The organism is Tardiphaga alba (assembly GCF_018279705.1).
In the GTDB taxonomy this organism is placed as follows: Bacteria; Pseudomonadota; Alphaproteobacteria; order Rhizobiales; family Xanthobacteraceae; genus Tardiphaga; species Tardiphaga alba.
On sequence record NZ_CP036498.1, the window covers coordinates 3,649,248 to 3,670,274 of the forward strand.

At 62.8% G+C, this 21,027-nt stretch carries 21 protein-coding genes and 1 pseudogene; 15 read left to right on the top strand and 7 right to left on the bottom strand.

Translation table 11 applies throughout. The features are described from left to right. The first annotated feature begins 2 nt into the window (after positions 1 to 2). Positions 3 to 944, top strand: a complete 942-nt coding sequence (locus RPMA_RS17255; RefSeq protein WP_211908939.1) for an AEC family transporter — start codon at positions 3 to 5, stop codon at positions 942 to 944. On the opposite strand, the gene RPMA_RS17260 is transcribed toward RPMA_RS17255, so the two are convergent. The 4 genes from RPMA_RS17260 to RPMA_RS17275 form a co-directional block, all read right to left on the bottom strand. Next, entirely contained in the window at positions 931 to 1,725 is a 795-nt protein-coding gene (locus RPMA_RS17260) for a CPBP family intramembrane glutamic endopeptidase (RefSeq protein ID WP_408056445.1), read from the bottom strand. The genes RPMA_RS17255 and RPMA_RS17260 overlap by 14 nt on opposite strands. Continuing rightward, positions 1,722 to 3,368 carry an acyl-CoA dehydrogenase family protein gene (locus RPMA_RS17265; protein WP_211908940.1) on the bottom strand — a complete coding sequence of 549 codons (1,647 nt, stop codon included), beginning with the start codon at positions 3,366 to 3,368 and terminating at the stop codon, positions 1,722 to 1,724. The genes RPMA_RS17260 and RPMA_RS17265 overlap by 4 nt, the downstream gene beginning before the upstream one ends. A gap of 167 nt (positions 3,369 to 3,535) precedes the next feature. Beyond that, positions 3,536 to 4,270, bottom strand: a complete 735-nt coding sequence (locus RPMA_RS17270; RefSeq protein ID WP_249225256.1) for a M15 family metallopeptidase — start codon at positions 4,268 to 4,270, stop codon at positions 3,536 to 3,538. 80 nt (positions 4,271 to 4,350) lie between these two features. After that, positions 4,351 to 5,733 (bottom strand): NADase-type glycan-binding domain-containing protein, encoded by a 1,383-nt coding sequence (locus tag RPMA_RS17275; RefSeq protein ID WP_211908941.1) that lies wholly within the window; start codon positions 5,731 to 5,733, stop codon positions 4,351 to 4,353. A 240-nt stretch (positions 5,734 to 5,973) separates the two neighbouring features. Here RPMA_RS17275 and RPMA_RS17280 point away from each other — a divergent pair, with 240 nt between their 5' ends. From RPMA_RS17280 to plsY, 4 genes are read left to right on the top strand one after another with little or no spacing between them, the layout of a single operon-like run. Then, on the top strand, positions 5,974 to 6,927 hold the full coding sequence (locus RPMA_RS17280) for an aspartate carbamoyltransferase catalytic subunit (RefSeq protein WP_211908942.1): 954 nt from the start codon (positions 5,974 to 5,976) through the stop codon (positions 6,925 to 6,927). A 5-nt stretch (positions 6,928 to 6,932) separates the two neighbouring features. Continuing rightward, positions 6,933 to 7,154: a hypothetical protein gene (locus RPMA_RS17285; RefSeq protein WP_211908943.1), complete on the top strand. Its 222-nt coding sequence runs from the start codon at positions 6,933 to 6,935 to the stop codon at positions 7,152 to 7,154. Positions 7,155 to 7,158: 4 nt separating this feature from the next. Then, complete coding sequence (locus tag RPMA_RS17290) at positions 7,159 to 8,460, top strand: dihydroorotase (protein WP_211908944.1); 1,302 nt, start codon at positions 7,159 to 7,161, stop codon at positions 8,458 to 8,460. Positions 8,461 to 8,466: 6 nt separating this feature from the next. Then, the gene (plsY, locus tag RPMA_RS17295) at positions 8,467 to 9,066 is read left to right on the top strand and encodes a glycerol-3-phosphate 1-O-acyltransferase PlsY (protein WP_211913708.1); all 600 of its coding nucleotides are present in this window, start codon (positions 8,467 to 8,469) and stop codon (positions 9,064 to 9,066) included. A 6-nt stretch (positions 9,067 to 9,072) separates the two neighbouring features. Here plsY and RPMA_RS17300 read toward each other — a convergent pair whose 3' ends face one another. Continuing rightward, a complete protein-coding gene (locus RPMA_RS17300; protein ID WP_249225257.1) occupies positions 9,073 to 9,537 on the bottom strand; it encodes a hypothetical protein in 465 nt (154 codons plus the stop codon). A 109-nt stretch (positions 9,538 to 9,646) separates the two neighbouring features. Here RPMA_RS17300 and dprA point away from each other — a divergent pair, with 109 nt between their 5' ends. The 3 genes from dprA to RPMA_RS17315 are packed head-to-tail and all read left to right on the top strand — an operon-like array spanning position 9,647 to position 11,188. Then, entirely contained in the window at positions 9,647 to 10,762 is a 1,116-nt protein-coding gene (dprA, locus tag RPMA_RS17305) for a DNA-processing protein DprA (RefSeq protein ID WP_408056555.1), read from the top strand. Positions 10,763 to 10,816: 54 nt separating this feature from the next. Beyond that, positions 10,817 to 10,969, top strand: a complete 153-nt coding sequence (locus tag RPMA_RS17310; RefSeq protein WP_211908946.1) for a hypothetical protein — start codon at positions 10,817 to 10,819, stop codon at positions 10,967 to 10,969. Between the two features lie 39 nt (positions 10,970 to 11,008). Beyond that, entirely contained in the window at positions 11,009 to 11,188 is a 180-nt protein-coding gene (locus RPMA_RS17315) for a hypothetical protein (RefSeq protein ID WP_211908947.1), read from the top strand. A 21-nt stretch (positions 11,189 to 11,209) separates the two neighbouring features. On the opposite strand, the pseudogene RPMA_RS17320 reads toward RPMA_RS17315, so the two are convergent. Next, positions 11,210 to 11,610: pseudogene (locus RPMA_RS17320) on the bottom strand (winged helix-turn-helix transcriptional regulator). A 77-nt stretch (positions 11,611 to 11,687) separates the two neighbouring features. Here RPMA_RS17320 and RPMA_RS17325 point away from each other — a divergent pair. Then, positions 11,688 to 12,296, top strand: a complete 609-nt coding sequence (locus RPMA_RS17325; protein WP_211908948.1) for an FMN-dependent NADH-azoreductase — start codon at positions 11,688 to 11,690, stop codon at positions 12,294 to 12,296. A gap of 47 nt (positions 12,297 to 12,343) precedes the next feature. Here RPMA_RS17325 and RPMA_RS17330 read toward each other — a convergent pair whose 3' ends face one another. After that, entirely contained in the window at positions 12,344 to 12,532 is a 189-nt protein-coding gene (locus RPMA_RS17330) for a hypothetical protein (RefSeq protein ID WP_211908949.1), read from the bottom strand. 219 nt (positions 12,533 to 12,751) lie between these two features. Between RPMA_RS17330 and topA the strand changes: the two genes are divergently transcribed. From topA to RPMA_RS17360, 6 genes are all read left to right on the top strand, one after another. Beyond that, the gene (gene topA, locus RPMA_RS17335; protein WP_211908950.1) at positions 12,752 to 15,499 is read left to right on the top strand and encodes a type I DNA topoisomerase; all 2,748 of its coding nucleotides are present in this window, start codon (positions 12,752 to 12,754) and stop codon (positions 15,497 to 15,499) included. Positions 15,500 to 15,510: 11 nt separating this feature from the next. Continuing rightward, positions 15,511 to 17,892, top strand: coding sequence for a ribonuclease R (gene rnr, locus RPMA_RS17340; protein ID WP_211913710.1), 2,382 nt, complete (start codon positions 15,511 to 15,513; stop codon positions 17,890 to 17,892). Between the two features lie 27 nt (positions 17,893 to 17,919). Further along, a complete protein-coding gene (locus RPMA_RS17345) occupies positions 17,920 to 18,354 on the top strand; it encodes a DUF983 domain-containing protein (RefSeq protein WP_408056446.1) in 435 nt (144 codons plus the stop codon). Positions 18,355 to 18,405: 51 nt separating this feature from the next. Further along, the gene (locus RPMA_RS17350) at positions 18,406 to 19,140 is read left to right on the top strand and encodes an NUDIX hydrolase (RefSeq protein ID WP_211908951.1); all 735 of its coding nucleotides are present in this window, start codon (positions 18,406 to 18,408) and stop codon (positions 19,138 to 19,140) included. A gap of 21 nt (positions 19,141 to 19,161) precedes the next feature. Then, positions 19,162 to 19,461, top strand: a complete 300-nt coding sequence (locus RPMA_RS17355; protein ID WP_211908952.1) for a hypothetical protein — start codon at positions 19,162 to 19,164, stop codon at positions 19,459 to 19,461. Positions 19,462 to 19,589: 128 nt separating this feature from the next. Further along, entirely contained in the window at positions 19,590 to 20,918 is a 1,329-nt protein-coding gene (locus tag RPMA_RS17360) for an LLM class flavin-dependent oxidoreductase (protein ID WP_211908953.1), read from the top strand. The last annotated feature ends 109 nt before the right edge of the window (positions 20,919 to 21,027 follow it).

Here is a 21,027-nt window from a genome sequence, read left to right on the forward strand (position 1 = left end):
CCATGCTGACCGTGTTCGCGGCTCTGGTGCCGGTCTTCCTGCTGATCGTGCTCGGTTTCGGCCTGCGCCGCTCCATCATGAAGCAGGACGCCATGTGGATCGGGGTCGAAAACCTCGTCTATTACATCCTGTTCCCAGCCTTACTGATCGACAGCCTCGCGCGCGCCAATCTGAAATCGGTGCCAATCGCCGGTGTCGGAGGTTCGCTCCTGCTGTCGGTGATCGCGATGTCGCTGCTGTGCCTGGCGTTGCGGCCCTTACTCGCGAAAACCATTGGCCTCAGCGGCCCCACTTTCAGCTCACTGTTCCAGGGCGCCACACGCTGGCAGACATTCGTCGCGCTTTCGGTGGCCGGCAATCTGTGGGACCAGCTCGGCATCACATTGGCTTCGGTGGCCATGGTGGCGATGATCCCGCTGCTCAATATCCTCTCGGTCTGGGTACTGGCGAATTACGCCTCGCCTCAAAGGCTCTCATGGCCGGTATTGCTCAAGACGATTGCGAAAAATCCGCTGATCTGGGCCTGCGTCATCGGCATCGCTATCAATCGGACGGGCCTGCCGATGCCGCGCCCGGCGCATGAATTCCTCGATGCGCTCGGCCGCTGCTCACTCGCCATGGGCCTGCTTGTGGTCGGCGCCGGCCTGCAACTCGAAGGGCTGCACAAGCCCGGCGCAGCAGCGATGCTGACGGTCGTGCTCAAGCTCGCGGTGATGCCGATGATCGCCATCGGCCTCGGCATCACTTTCGGCCTGACCGGCACCAGCCTCGCCGTCGTAGCCTGCTGCGCAGCGGTGCCGTCGGCCTCGAATGGCTATGTGCTGGCGCGGCAGATGGGCGGCGATGCGCCGATGCTGGCGCAGGTGCTGACGATCCAGACCGCCCTCGCCGTCGCGACGATGCCGATCTTCATTGCCTTTGCCGAGAATTTTACGGGGAAATAACGCCCTTCAGGATCAACAGCGTCTGCACGGTCGCTGCCAGATTGTTGAGCGCGTGAAGATAGATAGTCAGCCAGGTCGAACCGCTGCGATAGCGCAGATAGCCGAACAACAGGCCCATGGTGAAAACCTGCGTGAACAGGAACGGGTCGTAATATTGCGCATGCATCGCGGTCCAGACCAGCGATGACAGCACCATGGCGCCGATCGGCCTGAGAAACGACTCCGACCAGCCGCGATAGAGAAACCCACGCGCCAGCAACTCTTCGGTGATCGCCGCACCCGCAGTCAGCGCAATCACCAGGATCCAGAGCGTTCCATCAACCTGCGCCGACTTCACCACTTCGAGCATGAAGCTGGGCGTTGATTGCCGCCCCAGCACCTTTGCCATCACCTCCCATGCTCCGATCAGGAGCACGAGCGCGACGGTACCGAGCAGCACATTCTTCCACGAGGTGCCGCGCAGTCCGAGATAATCAGTGAAGGAATTTCGCGCGACGCGGATTGCGAGCCATAGCGCAAGACACACCGCCGGCAGCCCCATGATAACCGAGAGCGCCACCGTCGTCCCGCTGCTGACCGCCTTGACGATCAGGCCGAGATCAATGTCCTCGCCGCTGCGGATCACTTCGAACGCGACGACCGTCAGCTGACCGAGCGACATGGCCGCAAAGGCGAGGACGCCCCACAGCGCCGTCCCCCAGAATTTCCAGACCCGCGGCGGCTTGGTCGCCGGCGGCAGTTCAGTTGGTGTTGGTGCTGGCGTCGTGTCGATGATGCTCACAGCGGCAGCGCCCGCTCAAGCAGACCGCGCGCCTGCGCTTCAGTGAATTCGGCCGCGCCATACAGCATGCTGCGCGGGCCATCGAGCCGCGTACGCGCGAACAATTCGGCATGCGGTGGATGGATCATGTTGAGTGCAGCGGTCGCCGCCAGCACGGCCAGTGATTCCACGGCCTGACGCGCCGCGCGCTCGCTATCGGGGCGCAACAATGTGCGGATGATGAAGGACGCGACGTCGGACGCACCGGGCAGACCTTGCGTGTCCTGCATCAGGTCCTGCAGCACGCCTGTCGCAGCGTCGCCTTCGCGCGCCAACGCACGCAGCACGTCAAGGCACATGACATTGCCCGAACCTTCCCAGATCGCGTTGACCGGCGCCTCGCGATAGTGCCGTGCAAGGATGCCCTCCTCGACGTAACCATTGCCGCCGAGACACTCCATGGCCTCATAGAGGAAGCCGGGCGCGGATTTGCAGACCCAGTATTTTACGACCGGCGTGAGGAAGCGCATGTAAGCGGCTTCCATCGGATCTTCCGGCGCCAGATCGAAGGCGCGGCACAGCCGCATCACCAGCGCCGTCGTTGCTTCCACATGCAGCGCCATGTCGGCGAGCACGCTCTGCATCATCGGTTGATCGGCGAGATGCTTTTGGAACACGCTGCGATGGCGGGTGTGATGCAGCGCATGGGCGAGACCCGAGCGCATCAGGCCGGCGGAGGCGATGGCGCAATCCTGCCGCGTCAATTGCACCATCTGGATAATGGTGCGGATGCCCTTGCCCTCTTCGCCGACGCGCAGCGCATAGGCCTCGTTGAACTCGACCTCCGACGACGCGTTTGAGCGATTGCCGAGCTTGTCCTTGAGGCGCTGGAAGTTCAGCGCATTGAGCGAACCATCGGGCCGAAAGCGCGGCATGAAGAAACAGCTGGGGCCACTGCTCTCCTGCGCGAGCACCAGAAACGCGTCGCACATCGGCGCCGACATGAACCATTTGTGGCCGGTGATCTGGAAGGCGTCGCCGTCGCGCTTGGCGATGGTCATATTGGCGCGGACGTCGGTGCCGCCCTGACGCTCGGTCATGCCCATGCCCATGGTCATGCCTGATTTCTCGAACCACGGCTTGAAGCTTGGATCGTAGGTGTTGCTGCCGATGATCGGCATTGCCTGCGCCAGCACATCCGGCTGCGACGCCAGCGCGCCCACCGCGGCACGCGTCATTGTGATCGGGCACAGATGGCCGGTCTCGACCTGCGCGGCCATATAGAATTTGGCGGCACGAATGACCTCGGAGGCGCGCCCCTTCGGCTTGCCGTCCTTCGTCCATGTGGAGTTATGGATGCCGGCGGTGACGCTCGCTGCCATCAATTCATGATAGGCCGGGTGAAACTCAACGGCGTCGCGGCGATTGCCGCGCGCATCGAAGGTCCGCAGTTTCGGTGTGTTCTCATTGGCAAGCCGGGCACGATCGGCCATGTCGGCGGAGCCCCACTGCCTGCCGAAATCGGAATGCATGACGAAAGCGCCGGATGCATCATTGAAGGCCAGCGCATCCACCAGTGGGCGGTCCAGCTCGAAAAGATTGACGTCCTCGAAGGGCGGCGACTGGTTGAGCACCGCATGTTTGGCGGACGTGGGAGAGGTCATCGAGATGTTCCGGCGAGAAGGAGCGTGTTGCGAATCATTTTACGATGGATTGCACTTTAATACGAGGCACGGAGCCGTAGGGCGGATGAGCCGAAGGCGTAATCCGCCGGCCGAATTCATGGCGGAAACTCCGCGGCGGATGACGCTTCGCTCATCCGCCCTACGGCTCAACGTTTGATCGGAAAATCATAGGCCTTGGTGCCGACACCCGGCATCGAGAAATGCCACCACTCTTTCGAATAGTTCACGAATCCCTGCTTGCGCATGCTTGTCACGAGAATGTCGCGCCAGCGGCGCTGCGCGGCGTTGATGGCGCGCGACGCCGTCCATGCCTTGGCGTCGGAGCAATCGTAGCCGGTGCCCATATCGACGCTCGCTTCCGGCGCGCGTTGCGCTTCGGGGGAGATGCAATTGCCATAGGCGCGATTGGGATCGAAAGACGGCGATGCAGATGCGCGCAGATCGACGAGCGTGAGATCGACCGCAGCGCCTGTGGAATGGCCGGAGCGTTCGGCGATATACCCGAGGCGGAAGAGGTCGGCTTTGTTGAAGGATGGATTGTAACGCTTCTGCGCGGGCGTCTCATTGCCGTCCTGCGCCCAGGCCACCATGTCGCGCGAGGCGCGCACGGGGCGATAGCAATCGAGCATTTTGAGCGACAGGTTCTGCGCCTTCAGCTCCTGCTGCACTTTCATCAGCGCCTGCCCGACGGAACGCTTCACCACGCATTCGGCAGCATCATAGCCGGCGAGCTTGCGGCCCACGAAATTGTTGACGCCGGCATAGCGGATGTCCTGCTGGATGCTCGGATCGAGATCGCGCAGAAAGATAAAATCATCGGGCAGAGCTTGCGCCGATGTGGGCGCAGCAATAGCGAGGACGAATGCTATAGCGTGAGCCACGAAACTTGAACGAACAGATCGGGCGCGGTCACCTCTCCCCACCGGGGAGAGGTGGCAAAGCGTCGCTGCTGGCGCCCGCATCATCGGATACGCTCCGAATTCACCGTCAGCTTGCTCAACGCCGTGTCGCTATAGCGGCTGCCGGGATAGACGTCGTCGATCACGAATTTCAGCCACTGCGCCTCCACCGGCGTGGTCAGCGTCCAGGTCTGCACACCGGAGCGGTCGTCCAGTTCAAGCGGGATGCGCGCGCCATGGGAGGTCTGCAGTACCAGACGCTTCACGCGGCCGTTCTTGCGATAGATGTCGTCATCCTTCTGATAGCCATTGCGGAACACGAAAGAGCGCACGCGGCGCGGGCTGTCGAATTCCACGGTCACCCATTCGCCGACGCCCTGCCCTTGCCGTCCCTCGACCCAGGCGACACCTTGCGGGCCGCTGAAAAGATTGGCCGGGCCATGGGAATTATTGAACTGACCGGGCAGCACCGACGAGACGCAATAGGTCTCGGCGCCATTGCGCGCGCAGACTTCGTTCGGCGTTCCCGGCCGTGGCGCGATAGCAGCGCGTTCGGCTTCGACCTGTTTTGGCGGGATGGCGGCGACGTCGATACGCGGCGGCGGAGGAGCCACGGCGGCCTTCGGCGCGTCGATGGAGGCGCCGGCGAGATAGATGCGGCCGCCGAGCGTCTGGTCGTAATAGGCCGGCGTCTGTTCATGCGGTGCGGGATTGCCGGCCCGGTCCGTCGCACGCAGCGCCAAGGCAGCCACCCGCTCACGCGTTTCCACCGCGAGATCGCCGAGATGCAAACCGGGCTTTACCAGTTCCTCCGCAAAGATGCGGGTAAACACCGAATTCGGCTCGGGATCCCGGTCGGTCAGCCGATCCAGCGCGGTCTGGCCGATGCCGGCGGAATAGATGGTGAAGATGCCGCGTGCGGGCTTGGCATCCGCCAAGCCGCGCGAACTTCCGATGGAACGGCCGGCATTGCGCGGGAATGGATTGTCACGACAGGCATCGATCACCAGCAGCGCGACGCTCACCGACTTCGCCTGGATTTCAGCGATGATATCCGGCTCCGCCAGCGAGGCGCCGCGGACGCGCGCTTCGGCCCCCTCATTCACCGGCGGCACGTCGCTCGGGACGAGATAGTTGACGCCGCCGATGGCGACGCCATGGCCGGCGAAGAACAGCGCGGCGGTGTCGCCGGGGGCGAGTTTGGCGGTGAAATCGGACAAACGGTCCACCATGGCCTGCCGGCCGAGATTGGTGCCGATGGTGACGTCGAAACCGAGCGAGGTCAGCGCGCGTCCGATGGTACGGGCGTCATTGACGGCCTTCTGCAACTGCTGGGCGGCAGGCATGTTGGTATAGACGTCATTGCCGATCACCAGCGCCACGCGCTTGGCGTGGGCGGCGGAAGAAAACAGCAGCAGGCCGAGCAACAAGGACCATCGAGACATTTGCGTCATCATTGTCATCCCAACACGCAGGCCCGTAGCCCGGATGGAGCGCAGCGTAATCCGGGATTCAGCGCCTCGGCAATTCGCCGGTCCCCGGATTGCGCTCCGCTCCATCCGGGCTACGCCCAACCCTCGAATTATTGCAATTCTACCATGACACCCACATCCCGGGGGATAACCCGGAACCCGGCGATCCCCGCTTGCCCCCTGCGGCAACGAGCCCTATAGCATTTGGCTTTAATGACCAGCGCCCCCAAATCCAGTTTCGTCTTCGCGCACCGGCATCTGCTGGGGATCGAAGGCCTGAAAGCCGCCGAGATCACCGGCCTCCTCGACCTGTCCGAGGAATATGTCGAGCTGAACCGGCAAGTTGACAAAAAGCGCTCCTCGCTGCGCGGCCGCACCCAGATCAACCTGTTTTTCGAGAATTCGACGCGCACGCAGTCGTCCTTCGAACTCGCCGGCAAGCGGCTCGGTGCCGACGTCATGAACATGTCGGTCGCCTCCTCGTCCATCAAGAAGGGCGAGACGCTGATCGACACCGCGATGACGCTGAATGCGATGCATCCGGACATCTTGGTGATGCGCCATCACGCCTCCGGTGCCGTGGAACTGCTGGCGCGCAAGGTCGATGGCTCCGTGATCAATGCCGGCGACGGCGCCCATGAGCATCCGACCCAGGCGCTGCTCGATGCGCTCACCATCCGCCGCAACAAGGGCCGGCTCGAAGGCCTCGTGATCGCGATCTGCGGCGACGTGCTGCATTCGCGCGTGGCGCGCTCCAACATCATCCTGCTCAACACGATGGGCGCCCGCGTCCGCGTGGTCGGCCCCTCCACGCTGCTGCCGCCGGGCATCGAGCGCATGGGCGTCGAGGTCATGCGCGACATGCGCGAGGGCCTCAACGGCGCCGATATCGTCATGATGCTGCGCCTGCAGCGCGAGCGCATGAACGGCTCCTTCGTGCCGTCATCCGGCGAGTACTTTCAGTATTTCGGCCTCGACCAGAAGAAGCTGTCCTACGCCAAGCCGGATGCGCTGGTGATGCATCCCGGCCCGATGAATCGCGGCGTCGAGATCGACAGTCTGGTCGCCGACGGCGCGCAGTCGCTGATCCGCGAACAGGTGGAAATGGGTGTCGCCGTACGCATGGCGGTGCTGGAAGCGCTGGCGCGCAACCTGCCCAATGCGTGACGGCCATGGACACGCTGCTGTCATTCCTGATCGGACTGATGCAGCGGAAACTGAAATTTGTCGCGATCCTCGGCACGCTCTTCATCGGCGTGATGCTGTACGTGCAGGGTTTCACGATGCAGAACATCATCTTCACGATCATCTTCGTGGTGATCACCGGACTGTTCGCACTCACGGTCTGGTTCTGGACCACGATCTTCAAATCCATCATGACCAAACGGCGATGATTTCATGCTGACCAACCGCCGCCCTATCCTGCTGGCCAATGCACGGCTGATTGATCCGTCGCAGTCGCTCGACACCACCGGCGATGTCCTCATCGTCGATGGCGTGATCCGCGATGCCAAACGCGGCATTGGCACCGCCGGCGTGCCTGAGGGCACCGAGGTGATCAACTGCGCCGGCAAGGTCGTGGCCCCCGGCCTGATCGACATGCGCGCCTTTGTCGGCGAACCCGGCGCCAGCCATCGCGAGAGCTTTGCTTCGGCCAGCCATGCAGCGGCGGCCGGCGGCATCACCACCATCATCTGCCAGCCGGACACCTCGCCGGCGATCGACAATTCCGCCACCGTGGATTTCGTGCTGCGCCGCGCGCGCGATACGGCCATCGTCAACATCCATCCGATGGCGGCGCTGACCAAGGGGCTCGAAGGCAAGGAGATGACCGAATTCGGCCTGCTCCGCGCCGCCGGCGCCGTGGCCTTCACCGATGGCGACAAGAGCGTCACCAATGCGCAGGTGATGCGCCGCGCGCTCACTTACGCACGCGATTTCGATGCGTTGATCGTGCATTACACCGAAGATCCCGCGCTGGTCGGCGAAGGCGTGATGAATGAAGGCGAGCGCGCCTCGCGCCTCGGCCTCACCGGCATTCCCACCGCCGCCGAAGCCATCATGCTGGAGCGCGACATGCGCCTGGTGGCGCTGACCGGCGGGCGCTATCACGCGGCCTCGGTCAGCTGCGCGGAGTCCATCGAGATCCTGAAACGCGCACGTGATGCAGGCTTGCGCGTGAGCGCGTCGGCCTCGATCAATCACCTGACGCTGAACGAGAACGATATCGGGCCGTATCGCTCTTATCTCAAACTCTCCCCGCCACTACGCACCGAAGACGATCGCCGTGCGCTGGTGGATGCGGTGGCATCCGGCCTGATCGACGTCATCATGTCCGATCACAACCCGCAGGACGTCGAGACCAAGCGCCTCCCCTTCGCCGAAGCCGAGCCCGGCGCCATCGGCCTTGAAACCATGCTGTCCGCCGGCCTACGTCTGCTGCACAATGGCGAACTCAGCCTGACACAGCTGATTTCAGCGATGTCCACACGCCCGGCGGAGTTACTGGGACTTCCCGGCGGCACCCTGCGCGCGGGTTCGGTGGCCGATGTGATCGTCATCGATGCCGATGTGCCCTGGGTGCTCGATCCCGCCGATCTCAAGTCGCAATGCAAGAACACACCGTTCGACGAGGCCCGCTTCACGGGCCGCGTCATCCGCACGATCGTTGGCGGGCGCACCGTCTATGAGCACGTCTAAGGGACGATCATGAACCCGCTCTATATCCTCGCCGCCGCTTTCGGATATCTGCTCGGCTCGATCCCGTTCGGCCTGCTGATCACCAAAATGGCCGGCACCGAAGACATCCGCGGCATCGGCTCCGGCAATATCGGCGCCACCAATGTGCTGCGCACCGGCCGCAAGGGCCTCGCCGCCGCAACGCTGATCTGCGACGCGCTGAAGGGCACGATCCCGGTCGTCGTCATCGGCATGATGAGCGGCGACCTCGCACCCGTGCCGGCGATGATCGCCGCGTCCGCCGCGTTTCTCGGCCACCTGTTTCCGGTCTGGCTCGGCTTCAAGGGCGGCAAGGGTGTCGCGACCTATATCGGCGTGATGCTCGGCCTGTTCTGGCCGGCGGCGCTGATCTTCTGCATTGCGTGGCTCGCCACCGCGCTGACCTCACGCTACTCGTCCTTCGCGGCGCTGACCGCCAGCGCGCTGACGCCGATGTTCCTGTGGTACATGAAGGCCCCGCAGCTCGCGATCCTGGGCGCCGCGCTGACCGTGCTGCTCTGGTTCATGCACCGCGAAAACATCAAGCGGCTGCTGAACGGGACGGAAGGCAAGATCGGGAAGAAATAATTCGATCTAGAACACCCGCGCGCCCTGCTTCGCATCCAGATCGAATTCCCAGATCTCCACGCCCGGCCCCACCAGATGGCCGTGGCATTTTATGTAGTGCGAGATCAGACTGACGCGGGACTGCGGATGCAGGTGACGCAGCGCGAACAGAATTTTGCGATAGTCGCGCGGGGCCGCACTGAATTGCAGGATCGCCTCATTCAACCCTCGAATTTTCGCGCAGGGCACGTGACCGGACACCGTCCAGGTGTAGGATTTGCACTCCACGATAATGCGCGGACTGGCGCTGCCGAGATCGAAACGCTTCTTGCGGAACGAGCGGTGGCCGACCGGCAACGAATAGTTCGGCGCCAGCATGACGCCTTTGGAATGGAAGAACAGTTGCGCGGCTTCCTCGAACTCACGCCCGATAGCGACATTGCTCGATGCGCCCGGCCGCTGATAGTTGTTCACGTCCCACAGCATTGCCATCACTGAACACAAGCCAGACGGGCTTGCCCCTACTCTCGCACCTTAAATACGAAAGTCAATTGAATGCATCTATAAGTTGATTAATCTGTTGCCGGGGGATTGCAGGGTGATCGACACGGCCAGCACTCCGGTTCGCTTAACCGGCCAACAACGTCGCGACTGGCTGCGGCTGATCCGCAGCGAGCATGTGGGGCCACGGACGTTTCGCGCGCTGATCAATCAATTCGGCAGTGCACGCGCCGCGCTGGAGCGCCTGCCCGACCTCGCCCGTCGCGGCGGCGCCATGCGAACCGGCCGTATCTGCAGCGAAGACGAAGCAGACATTGAGATCGCGCGAGGCAGCCGGATCGGCGTGCTGCTGGTCTCGCCGGGCGAGGCCGGCTATCCGTCGCGCCTTGCCACCATCGATGACGCCCCGCCTTTGCTCGCCATACGTGGCAATCGCGAGGCCATGGCACGGCCGATGATCGCCATTGTCGGCTCGCGCAACGCCTCCGGTGCCGGGCTGAAATTTGCCGAGACGCTGGCGCGCGAACTCGCCGATGCCGAATTCGTCGTGATCTCCGGCCTCGCCCGCGGCATCGATCAGGCCGCGCATCGCGCGAGCGCCGCCGGCGGAAGCGTCGCGGTGCTGGCCGGCGGTCATGAGCGGATCTATCCGCCCGAGCATGAGCATCTGCTGCTGGATTTGCTGGCTTTCGGCGGCGCGATCTCCGAGATGCCGCTCGGCCATGTGCCACGTGCGCGAGACTTCCCGCGCCGCAACCGGCTGATTTCCGGCGCCGCGCTGGGCGTTGTCGTCATCGAGGCGGCGGAGCGATCGGGCTCGCTGATCACCGCACGCATGGCCGCCGAACAGGGGCGCGAGGTGTTCGCTGTGCCCGGCTCGCCGCTCGATCCGCGCGCGGCCGGCACCAACCGGCTGATCAAGCAAGGCGCAACGTTGGTGACCGAAGCGGCCGACATCATCAACGCCGTCGCGCCGATCATGGAGCGGCCGTTCGAACTGCCGAGCCGCGAGCCCGACGACGAGATGTCGTTCGATGAGCCCGACGACAGCGACCGCGCGCGCATCATCGGTCTCCTCGGTCCGAGCCCGATCGGCATCGACGACCTCATTCGGCTAGCGAAGGCGTCACCGACAACGGTGCGCGTGGTGTTGCTGGAGCTGGAGCTTGCGGGACGACTGGAACGTCACGGCGGCGGGCTGGTGTCGATAGTGTAACGGCATCGGAGCGAGGATTATGGCAGGAAAAACGCCCACAACGAAGCGCTGAAGTTGATCGCAAACTGGTTCAATGGTGCGTCGTTGACCATTGCCGGCGCTGGTGTCGCACTGCCCATCCTGTCGCGTTATCTCGATGTCGGCGCTACGATTTCGCGACCAGAGCTTTTCTGGAACACGATCATCATTTGCATCGGCTGCGCCTGATCCTACATCTGCTGGGCCAGTACATGGTGGGAGCGATCGATGACTGATCAGGACATCCAGATACTGTTGGCACCGGTCGTCGTGACCGCGGCTTTTGCCGTGACAGGCTTGCTTTTGCGTCGCCATATCCTCAGAAAATATCGAACTGCGAACGAGCCTAAACTAGAGGGGCAGTCTGCGCCGTCGTCCCGTCTCGCCGATACACCAAAGTCGCGGTAGCTCCCGGACCAGATCCTGGCGCTAGCCGCCCTCGCCGTCGAACTTCTCGCGCGCGTTCGTGATTTCCGGCAGATGATTGAGCGCCCAGGCGCCGAGCGCCTTCACGGGCTCTGACAAGCCTCGCCCTAGTTCTGTGAGTTCATAGTCCACCCGCGGGGGATGGTCGGATACACCGTGCGCGTGACGAGGCCGTCGCGCTCCAGGCCGCGCAGCGTCAGCGTCAACATGCGCTGCGAAACGCCGCCGATCATGCGCTTCAGCTCGTTGAAGCGTCGCGGACCATCGCCCAGCATCATGATCACCAGCACGCTCCATTTGTCGCCGACACGCGACAGCACTGACGCCACGCCGCGACAATCGCTGCCGGCGGGATCGTGCTGATGGGGTGCCGGGATGGGCACATCGGTGTGCGCGGGTTTCAAAATAGTGCCTTCTTGTGCGGGTTCAGACAGTCACTCATGTAGCGTTGGTTACAAACCAATACCATAGGTAACCGACCATGAACCTCCTTCACATCGACTCCAGCGTCCTTGGCCACCATTCCGTCAGCCGGCAGGTCTCCGCTGCCGTCGCCGAACGCCTCACCAAGGCCCAGCCCGGCCTTGCCGTGACCTATCGCGACCTTACCGCTGATCCGCTGTCCCACCTCTCCGGTTCGCATCTGGCGGCCGCCCAGGGCGGCGCAGCCGATACCGCCTTGCAGGCAGATCTCGCCGCCGGCCAGGCCGCGCTCGACGAGTTCCTGGCTGCCGATATCGTGGTCATCGGCGCGCCGATGTATAATTTTACCATCCCGACCCAACTCAAAGCGTGGATCGACCGCATTCTCGTGGCGGGCAAGACGTTCAAATATGGCACCAATGGCCCTGAAGGCCTCGCCGGCGACAAGCGCGTCATCGTCGCGGTGTCGCGTGGCGGCTTCTATGGCGCCGATACGCCGGCTGCGGCCGGAGAGCATCTTGAAACCTATCTGCGCTGGGTATTCGGCTTCATCGGCGTGACCAATGTCGAGTTCATCGCAGCCGATGGCATCGCGGTCGGTCCGGAAATGCGCGAGAAGGCCGTGAACGGCGCTCTGCAGGCGGCGACGGATCTGCGCGCGGCTTAATTGCAGATGCTGTGACGGGCGCGGTCGCCTTTGGTCGATCGCGCCAGTCACCTTCCTCGCAGCCTGAGCCGTTCCTCGGCCTCCAGATGCGCCATGTCCAGCAGGTAGGCGAGCATATCCAGACGATGCCGCCGAGCCAGGCGGGCAAGCTCATGGACCGCACCCTTTATGTAATGCGCGGCCTCTACCGGCCCGCCGTCGCCCGGAGGCTGGTCGTCGTCGCCATTGACTGTCATGGACCCGTCCGGTCTCGATTCAACCATAATGAGAGCTTGAGAATAACACTCATAGGTTGAAATATACAACCAAAAGTCACTACCGGCGTGCATGCCCGGCCCGTTTGTCACAATCCCCGATTTGACACGGGCCCCCTTCGCACCCATGTTCGCCGCGAAACGGACGGCGCGACTCCCGCGCGCAGCCGCCGATTTCCCCCTGTAAGTTATTGGAAAATCATGAATCTCGTCATCGTGGAGTCGCCTTCCAAGGCCAAGACGATCAACAAGTATCTGGGCAAGGACTACGAAGTCCTGGCGTCCTTTGGCCATGTCCGCGACCTCCCGGCGAAGAACGGCTCCGTCGATCCCGACGCCGATTTCCAGATGATCTGGGAAGTGGACCCGAAGGCGAACAGCCGCCTCAATGACATCGCCAAGGCCGTCAAGGGCGCCGACAAGCTCATTCTGGCGACCGACCCCGATCGCGAGGGCGAAGCGATCTCCTGGCACGTGCTTGAAGTGCTGAAGCAGAAGCGCGCGCTGAAGGACCAGAAGATCGAGCGCGTGGTGTTCAACGCGATCACCAAGCAGGCCGTCTCCGACGCGATGAAGAATCCGCGCGAGATCGATGGCGCGCTGGTCGACGCCTATATGGCGCGCCGCGCTCTCGATTATCTCGTCGGCTTCACACTCTCCCCCGTATTGTGGCGCAAGCTACCCGGCGCGCGTTCGGCCGGCCGCGTGCAGTCGGTGGCGCTACGCCTCGTCTGCGACCGCGAGCAGGAAATCGAAAAGTTCGTCCCGCGCGAATACTGGTCGCTGGTGACCACGCTGGCGACACCGCGTGGCGACAGTTTCGAAGCCCGCCTGGTCGGCGCCGATGGCAAGAAGATCCAGCGCCTCGACATCGGCGCCGGCGAGGAAGCCGAAGATTTCAAGAAGGCGATCGACGCCGCGTCGTTCTCGGTCACCACCGTTGATGCAAAACCGGCACGCCGCAACCCGCAGGCGCCGTTCACCACCTCGACGCTGCAGCAGGAAGCCAGCCGCAAGCTCGGCTTTGCGCCGGCGCATACGATGCGCATCGCGCAGCGTCTCTATGAAGGCATCGATATTGGCGGCGAGACCACCGGCCTCATCACCTATATGCGAACCGATGGCGTCACCATCGATGCGTCCGCGATCACGCAGGCGCGCTCGGTGATCGGCGAGGACTACGGCAAGGAGTATGTGCCGGAGACCGCGCGCCAATATACGAGCAAGGCGAAGAATGCGCAGGAAGCGCATGAAGCGATCCGCCCCACCGACATGTCGCGTCGCCCCGCCAGCCTGAAGGCGCGGCTCGATCAAGATCAGTATCGTCTCTACGAACTCGTCTGGATGCGCACCGTGGCCAGCCAGATGGAATCCGCGGAGATGGAACGCACCACGGTGGACATCAACGCCAAGGCCGGCGCCCGCGTGCTGGAGCTGCGCGCTACTGGCCAGGTGGTGAAGTTCGACGGTTTCCTGGCCGTCTATCAGGAAGGCAAGGACGACGACGCCGACGACGAGGATTCACGCCGCCTGCCCGCCATGAGTGTGGGCGAAGCGCTGAAGAAAGAGAACCTCGCAGTTACCCAGCATTTCACCGAACCGCCGCCGCGCTTCTCTGAAGCGTCACTGGTGAAGCGCATGGAAGAGCTCGGCATCGGCCGGCCTTCGACCTACGCATCGATCCTCGATGTGCTGAAGGCGCGCGGCTATGTGAAGCTGGAGAAGAAGCGTCTCTATGGCGAGGACAAGGGCCGCGTCGTCGTCGCGTTCCTTGAGAACTTCTTCGCGCGTTATGTCGAATATGATTTCACAGCATCGTTGGAGGAAAACCTCGACAAGATCTCGAACAACGAGATCTCGTGGAAAGAGGTGCTGCGCGATTTCTGGACCGGCTTTATCGGCGCTGTCGATGACATCAAGGAACTGCGCGTCGCGCAGGTGCTGGATGTGCTCGACGACATGCTCGGGCCGCACATCTATCCCGCACGCGAGGATGGCGGCGACCCGCGCCAGTGTCCGACCTGCGGCACCGGCCGTCTCAACCTGAAGGCCGGCAAGTTCGGCGCCTTCGTCGGTTGCTCGAACTATCCGGAATGCCGCCACACGCGCCCTCTCGCTGCCGATAGCGCTGCGACGGCGGATCGCGTGCTGGGCGAAGATCCGAATACGAAGTTTGAAGTCGCCGTGAAGGCCGGACGTTTCGGGCCTTACATTCAGCTTGGCGATGCCAAGAACTATGAAGAAGGCGAGAAGCCGAAGCGCGCCGGCATTCCGAAGAACACATCGCCCAGCGATGTCGATCTCGAAATGGCGCTGAAGCTCCTCTCGCTGCCGCGCGAAATCGGCAAGCACCCGGAGACGGGCGAGCCGATCACCGCGGGCCTCGGACGTTTCGGGCCTTTCGTGAAGCACGAGAAGACATATGCCAGCCTGGAGTCCGGCGACGAGGTGTTCGACATCGGACTCAATCGTGCGGTCACGCTGATCGCCGAGAAGATTGCCAAGGGCCCCTCGGGCCGCCGCTTCGGCGCCGATCCCGGCAAGCCGCTCGGTGAGCATCCCGCTCTTGGCGGCATCGCCGTGAAGAACGGTCGTTATGGCGCTTATGTCACCGCGGGCGGCGTTAATGCGACGATCCCGAACGACAAGACGCCGGACACTATCACGGTTGCCGAAGCCATCGCGCTGCTCGACGAGCGCGCGGCCAAGGGCGGCGGCAAGGTGAAGAAGGTCGCCAAGAAAAAGGCTGCGCCAAAGAAGGCTGTGAAGAAAGCTGCCGATGGCGAGGACAAGCCGGCGAAGAAGGCTGTCGCCAAGAAGGCCGCCAAGCCTAAATCCGACAGCGCCGCCGCCAGCAAGGCGCGCGCACCGGTGACCAAGAAGACTGTGGCGAAGAAGGCCGCACCTAAGAAAACTGCCGCCAAGAAGAGCGCGAGCAAGAACGGGTAGTTGTGGCCAAAATACGCGACAAATCACGCGACACCGGCTTTCCGTCGAGGGACGCCATTATCGCGTTCATTCGCGCTTATCCCGGCAAGATCGGCACCCGCGAGATCGCGCGGGAATTCGGCCTGAAGAATGCAGCACGCGTCGAACTGAAGCGCGTGCTGCGCGAGCTCGTGGCCGAAGGCGCCATTGCCAAGAAGGGCAAGGAAGTCCGCGAGCCCAAGGGCCTGCCCTCCACCGTGCTCGTCGATATCGCCACCCGCGATGCCGATGGCGAATTGATTGCCACGCCCGTCGAATGGGACGAAGGCGACGGCCGCCCGCCGCGCATCCGCATTCACACCCCACGCCGGCCCCTGCCCGGCACCGCTGCCGGTGTCGGCGATCGCGCGCTGGTACGCATCGAGAAAATCGAGGACGACGAGGCTTCGTTCTATCGCGGCCGCGTCATCAAGGTGCTCGACAATGCGCGCACGCGCCTGCTCGGCATCTATCGCACGCTGCCGAGTGGCGGCGGGCGCATGATCCCTGTGGACAAGAAGCAGGCCGGGCGCGAACTCAACATCGCCGCCTCCGATGCCAATGGCGCCGAAGATGGCGACCTCATCAGCGTCGATCTCATTCGCACGCGCGGCTACGGCCTCGCTTCGGGCAAGGTGAAGGAGCGGCTCGGCTCGCTGTCGTCGGAAAAGGCGATCAGCCTGATCGCGATCCATTCCCACGACATCCCGCAAAACTTTTCACGCAGCGCCTTGCAGGAAGCGGAAGCTGCAAAACCTGCGGCATTGAAGGGCCGCGAGGACTGGCGCGAGGTGCCGCTGGTCACCATCGATCCGCCCGATGCGAAGGACCACGACGACGCCGTCTATGCGGAAGTCGATCCCGACAATGACGACGGCGTGATCGTGACGGTCGCCATCGCCGATGTCGCCTTCTATGTGCGGCCGGGCTCGGCGCTCGACAGCGACGCGCTCCAGCGCGGCAACTCCGTCTATTTCCCCGACCGCGTCGTGCCGATGCTGCCGGAGCGGATCTCCAACGATCTCTGTTCGCTCGTCCCCGGCGAACCGCGCGGCGCGCTGGCCGTGCGCATGGTGTTCGACGAGGACGGGCGAAAAGTCTCTCACTCGTTCCATCGCATCCTGATGCGCTCGGCAGCGAAGCTGAGCTACGCGCAGGCGCAGGCTGCGATCGATGGCAAGCCGGATGACATCACCGGCCCCATTCTCGATCCGATCCTCAAGCCGCTCTGGGCCGCCTACAAGCTCGTGAAGCAGGCGCGCGACGAGCGCAGCCCGCTCGAGCTCGAACTGCCCGAGCGAAAAATCCTCCTCAAAAAGGACGGCACCGTCGATCGCGTCATCGTGCCGGAGCGGCTCGATGCGCATAAGCTGATCGAAGAGTTCATGATCCTCGCCAATGTCGCGGCGGCGGAGATGCTTGAAAAGAAGGGCCTGCCACTTATCTATCGGGTGCATGACGAGCCGACCGTCGAGAAGGTTCACAATCTCGCGGAATTCCTCAAGACCCTCGATATGCCTTTCACCAAAGCCGGCGCGCTGCGGCCCTCGGTATTCAACCGTATCCTCACCCAGGTGAAGGGCCACGATTCAGAGCCGCTGGTGAATGAAGTGGTGCTGCGCTCGCAAGCTCAGGCAGAATATGCCTCCGAGAATTACGGGCACTTCGGCCTGAACCTGCGGCGCTACGCGCATTTCACCTCACCTATCAGACGATACGCAGATCTGATCGTGCATCGCGCCCTGATCCGGGCGCTCGGCCTCGGCGAAGGCGCCCTGCCCGAGACCGAAACGCCGGAAACGCTGGCGGAAATTTCGGCCCAGATCTCGGCCACCGAGCGCCGCGCCATGAAGGCGGAGCGCGAAACCACCGACCGGCTGATCGCGCATTTCCTGGCCGACAAGATCGGCGCCAGCTTCCAGGGCCGGATTTCGGGGGTCACCAAGGTTGGACTCTTTGTCAAATTGACCGAGACCGGCGCCGATGGCTTGGTGCCCATCAGGACGTTGGGCAGCGAGTATTTCAACTATGACGAAGCTCGCCATGCCCTGATCGGCACCCGCTCCGGCGCCATGTACCGGCTCGGGGATGTCGTCGATGTCCGTCTGGTCGAGGCTGCTCCGGTTGCTGGTGCGCTGCGATTTGAAATGCTCTCCGAGGGCAACGAAGCACCTCGGAGCCGGCGACGTGAGCACGGTCGCAGCAAGGGCGCTGACGACCGCGAGCGTCACCCGAATACGACGAAGTTCAAGTCGTCGAAGAAATCGAAGCCCGGCAAGAATGCGCGGGTGAAGGACAAAGCGAAGAAAGCACTGGCCAAAGCAGGCCGCGCCTCCCGCTCGACGGGTGGCAAGCCGAAGCGAGGCAAAACGTAACGAAGCGAATCCGAGCGAGACAAAGCCATGATGACGCTGACCACGCCGAAGACTTTTACCAAGACCTGGACCAACTCCGCCGATCCCGCCGCCAAGCGGGATATGTGGAACGCCATGAAGCGCGGCTTCTTCTGCCGCTGTCCGAACTGCGGTGAAGGCAAGATGTTTCGCGCCTTCCTGAAGACCGCCGATCATTGCGATCGCTGCGGCCAGGAATTCACGGGCCACCGCGCCGACGACCTGCCCGCCTATCTCGTCATCGTCATCGTCGGCCATATCGTGGTGCCGATCGCGTTGTGGATCGAGACCAACTATTCGCCGTCAGTGGCGTTGCAGCTTGCGATCTACCTGCCGATTTCGTTGATCATGTCGCTCTGGCTGCTACAGCCGGTCAAGGGAGCTGTTGTCGGATTGCAATGGGCTCTGCGCATGCACGGGTTTGGCGACGGACACGAGCACTGATACGGTTGCCGTCCCCAAACAAACTCGAAGAAAAGATTTCTAGGAGACGGAATGAGCGACGCAGTCGAAGTCGGCAAGGAAGCCGACCACCATCCCTATAAGCGCCCGCGCGATGCTGCGACGCTGATGTTGGTCGATCGCTCCGGCCCGGTACCGAAAGTGCTGGTGGGCAAGCGCCACGACAAGGTGGTGTTCATGCCGGGCAAGTTCGTCTTCCCCGGCGGCAGCGTCGACAAGACCGACAACAAGATTCCGGTGGCCGCTCCGCTGCCGCCGGAGCTTGAAGCCAATCTCATGAAAGGTAGTCCGAAGACGCCGCCGTCGCGCGCGCGGTCGCTCGCTATCGCCGCCATCCGCGAAGCCTGCGAAGAGACTGGTCTCTGCCTCGGCTGCAAGACCGACGCTCCGATCAAGAAGGCGCTTCCGGGCCCTTGGCAGGCCTTCAGCGACGCAGGCTTGCTACCCGATCCATCCGGCCTCTTCCTGATCGCACGCGCGATTACGCCACCCGGCCGCATCAAGCGGTTCGACACCCGCTTCTTCACCGCCGATGCATCGTCGATCGCCCATCGCGTCGAAGGCGTCATTCATGCCGATGCAGAACTCGTTGAGCTCGTCTGGGTCGAACTCGGTTCAGCGCATCTTGCCGACGCCCATGCCATGACAAAAAACGTGCTCAATCAGCTGCAGAAGCGGCTGGAGACGGGCCCGCTGCGACACGATGCCCCGCTGCCTTTCTTTCATTGGTACAATGGTAAGATGCAACTGGATATGATTCCGGCGTAGTGTGGGAATCGACGGCATCCGATGCGTTTTCACTATTTTTTTAACGCATCAAACTACCTGAGCGACTACACGGTAGCGCCGAAGCGAGGAGCTATCTTCATGGGACAGATGCAAAGGTTTGAAGAGAGTGAACTCTCGACCTTCACAACTGTATCGCTGGAATACCGACAGACAGCATCCCTGCTCGCCAAGAGAGCGAGCGTCTCCAATGACGCTCGCGAAATTCGCGAATTGCTCGATATCGCGAAGTCATGGCTCCTGATGGCCGAGAATGAAGAATTGATGGCCAGCGAAGCGCGCAGCATCGGCTCGCCATTCTGATATTCATCAACGCGCGACGTTGTTCTTCGCCGCGCTGATAAATCGCAATAATCTTCTCGCGCGCGACTACTACCTGCTTACACCACCATACCTATCTGTTCCCCACAAACTTCACGGGGATCATCCAGATGACCAGGCGTCAGTTGAAGCTCGGGGCCTTTATGCGCCCGATCAGCATCCACACAGGCGCATGGCGCTATCCGGGCGCAGTGCCGGATGCGAATTTCAACTTCCCTTTCATCAAGCGCATGATCCAGAAGCTGGAAGCCGGCAAGTTCGACGCCTTCTTCATGGCCGATCATCTGGCTGTGCTGAACATGCCCGTCGAGGCGCTGAAGCGCAGTCATACGGTGACATCGTTCGAACCGTTCACGCTGCTCTCGGCGCTGGCTGCCGTGACCGACAACATCGGCCTTGTCGCCACCGGCTCGACGACCTTCGACGCGCCCTATCACGTCGCGCGCCGCTTCGCCTCGCTCGATCACATCTCGGGTGGCCGCGCCGGCTGGAATATCGTGACGACATCCAATCCCGATGCAGCGTTGAATTTCGGCCTCGACGATCACATGGAGCACGCCGAGCGCTATAAGCGCGCGCGGGAGTTCTACGATGTCGTCACCGGGCTGTGGGATTCCTTCGCTGACGACGCGTTCGTCCGCGACGTCGAGAGCGGCATCTTCATGGATCCCGAGAAGATGCATGTGCTCGACCACGACGGAGCCTATCTGAAAGTCCGCGGTCCCCTGAACATCGCGCGCCCCGTGCAGGGCTGGCCGGTGATCGTACAGGCCGGCGCTTCCGAGGACGGCAAGCAACTGGCCGCGGAAACTGCGGAGGCCGTCTTCACCGGCGGTGGGCCGATCGCCGATGCGCAAAAGCTCTATGCGGATATCAAAGGCCGGATGGCGAAGATCGGCCGCAATCCCGATCACCTCAAGATCCTGCCCGGCGCCTTTGTGGTGGTCGGCGACAGCGTCGAGGAAGCGAAGGAGAAGCGCGCCTTGCTCGACAGCAAGGTGCACTACGCCAACGCCATTGCATCGCTCTCGATCAATCTCGGCACTGACGCCTCCCAGTTCAATCCCGACGCACCCCTGCCCGATGATATCCCCGACACCAACGCCTCCAAGAGCGGCCGTGAGCGCGTCATTGCGCTTGCGAGGCGGGAGAATCTGACCGTGCGCCAGCTCGCCCAGCGGCTCGGCGGCTATGCCGGTTCGGCCTTTGTGGGAACGCCCCAGACCATCGCCGACCAGATGCAGGAATGGCTGGAAACCGAGGCATCCGACGGGTTCAACATCATGTTCCCGTATCTGCCGGAGGGGCTGGACGACTTCGTAGAGCGCGTGGTCCCCGAGCTGCAACGGCGCGGAATCTTCCGTACAGCCTATGAAGGACGCACCCTGCGCGAAAATCTCGGCCTGCCGCGGCCAGAAAATCGCTTCTTTCGGGGGTAAATAGGCCAAATCACCGATTTTACCGTCCCGGAAAACCTTGACTTTGGGGCGTTCGGGGCTAGGTTGCGCGCCAACACGGCCAGTTCTCTGGCTGTCACCCGATTCCTGA

Coding starts and splice junctions, on each gene's coding strand:
- RPMA_RS17255 (WP_211908939.1), top strand. CDS start 3: ATGCTGACCGTGTTCGCGGCTCTGGTGCCGGTCTTCCTGCTGATCGTG.
- RPMA_RS17265 (WP_211908940.1), bottom strand. CDS start 3,368: ATGACCTCTCCCACGTCCGCCAAACATGCGGTGCTCAACCAGTCGCCG.
- RPMA_RS17275 (WP_211908941.1), bottom strand. CDS start 5,733: ATGTCTCGATGGTCCTTGTTGCTCGGCCTGCTGCTGTTTTCTTCCGCC.
- RPMA_RS17280 (WP_211908942.1), top strand. CDS start 5,974: ATGACCAGCGCCCCCAAATCCAGTTTCGTCTTCGCGCACCGGCATCTG.
- RPMA_RS17285 (WP_211908943.1), top strand. CDS start 6,933: ATGGACACGCTGCTGTCATTCCTGATCGGACTGATGCAGCGGAAACTG.
- RPMA_RS17290 (WP_211908944.1), top strand. CDS start 7,159: ATGCTGACCAACCGCCGCCCTATCCTGCTGGCCAATGCACGGCTGATT.
- RPMA_RS17300 (WP_249225257.1), bottom strand. CDS start 9,537: ATGGCAATGCTGTGGGACGTGAACAACTATCAGCGGCCGGGCGCATCG.
- RPMA_RS17315 (WP_211908947.1), top strand. CDS start 11,009: ATGACTGATCAGGACATCCAGATACTGTTGGCACCGGTCGTCGTGACC.
- RPMA_RS17325 (WP_211908948.1), top strand. CDS start 11,688: ATGAACCTCCTTCACATCGACTCCAGCGTCCTTGGCCACCATTCCGTC.
- RPMA_RS17330 (WP_211908949.1), bottom strand. CDS start 12,532: ATGACAGTCAATGGCGACGACGACCAGCCTCCGGGCGACGGCGGGCCG.
- topA (WP_211908950.1), top strand. CDS start 12,752: ATGAATCTCGTCATCGTGGAGTCGCCTTCCAAGGCCAAGACGATCAAC.
- RPMA_RS17345 (WP_408056446.1), top strand. CDS start 17,920: ATGATGACGCTGACCACGCCGAAGACTTTTACCAAGACCTGGACCAAC.
- RPMA_RS17350 (WP_211908951.1), top strand. CDS start 18,406: ATGAGCGACGCAGTCGAAGTCGGCAAGGAAGCCGACCACCATCCCTAT.
- RPMA_RS17355 (WP_211908952.1), top strand. CDS start 19,162: ATGCGTTTTCACTATTTTTTTAACGCATCAAACTACCTGAGCGACTAC.
- RPMA_RS17360 (WP_211908953.1), top strand. CDS start 19,590: ATGACCAGGCGTCAGTTGAAGCTCGGGGCCTTTATGCGCCCGATCAGC.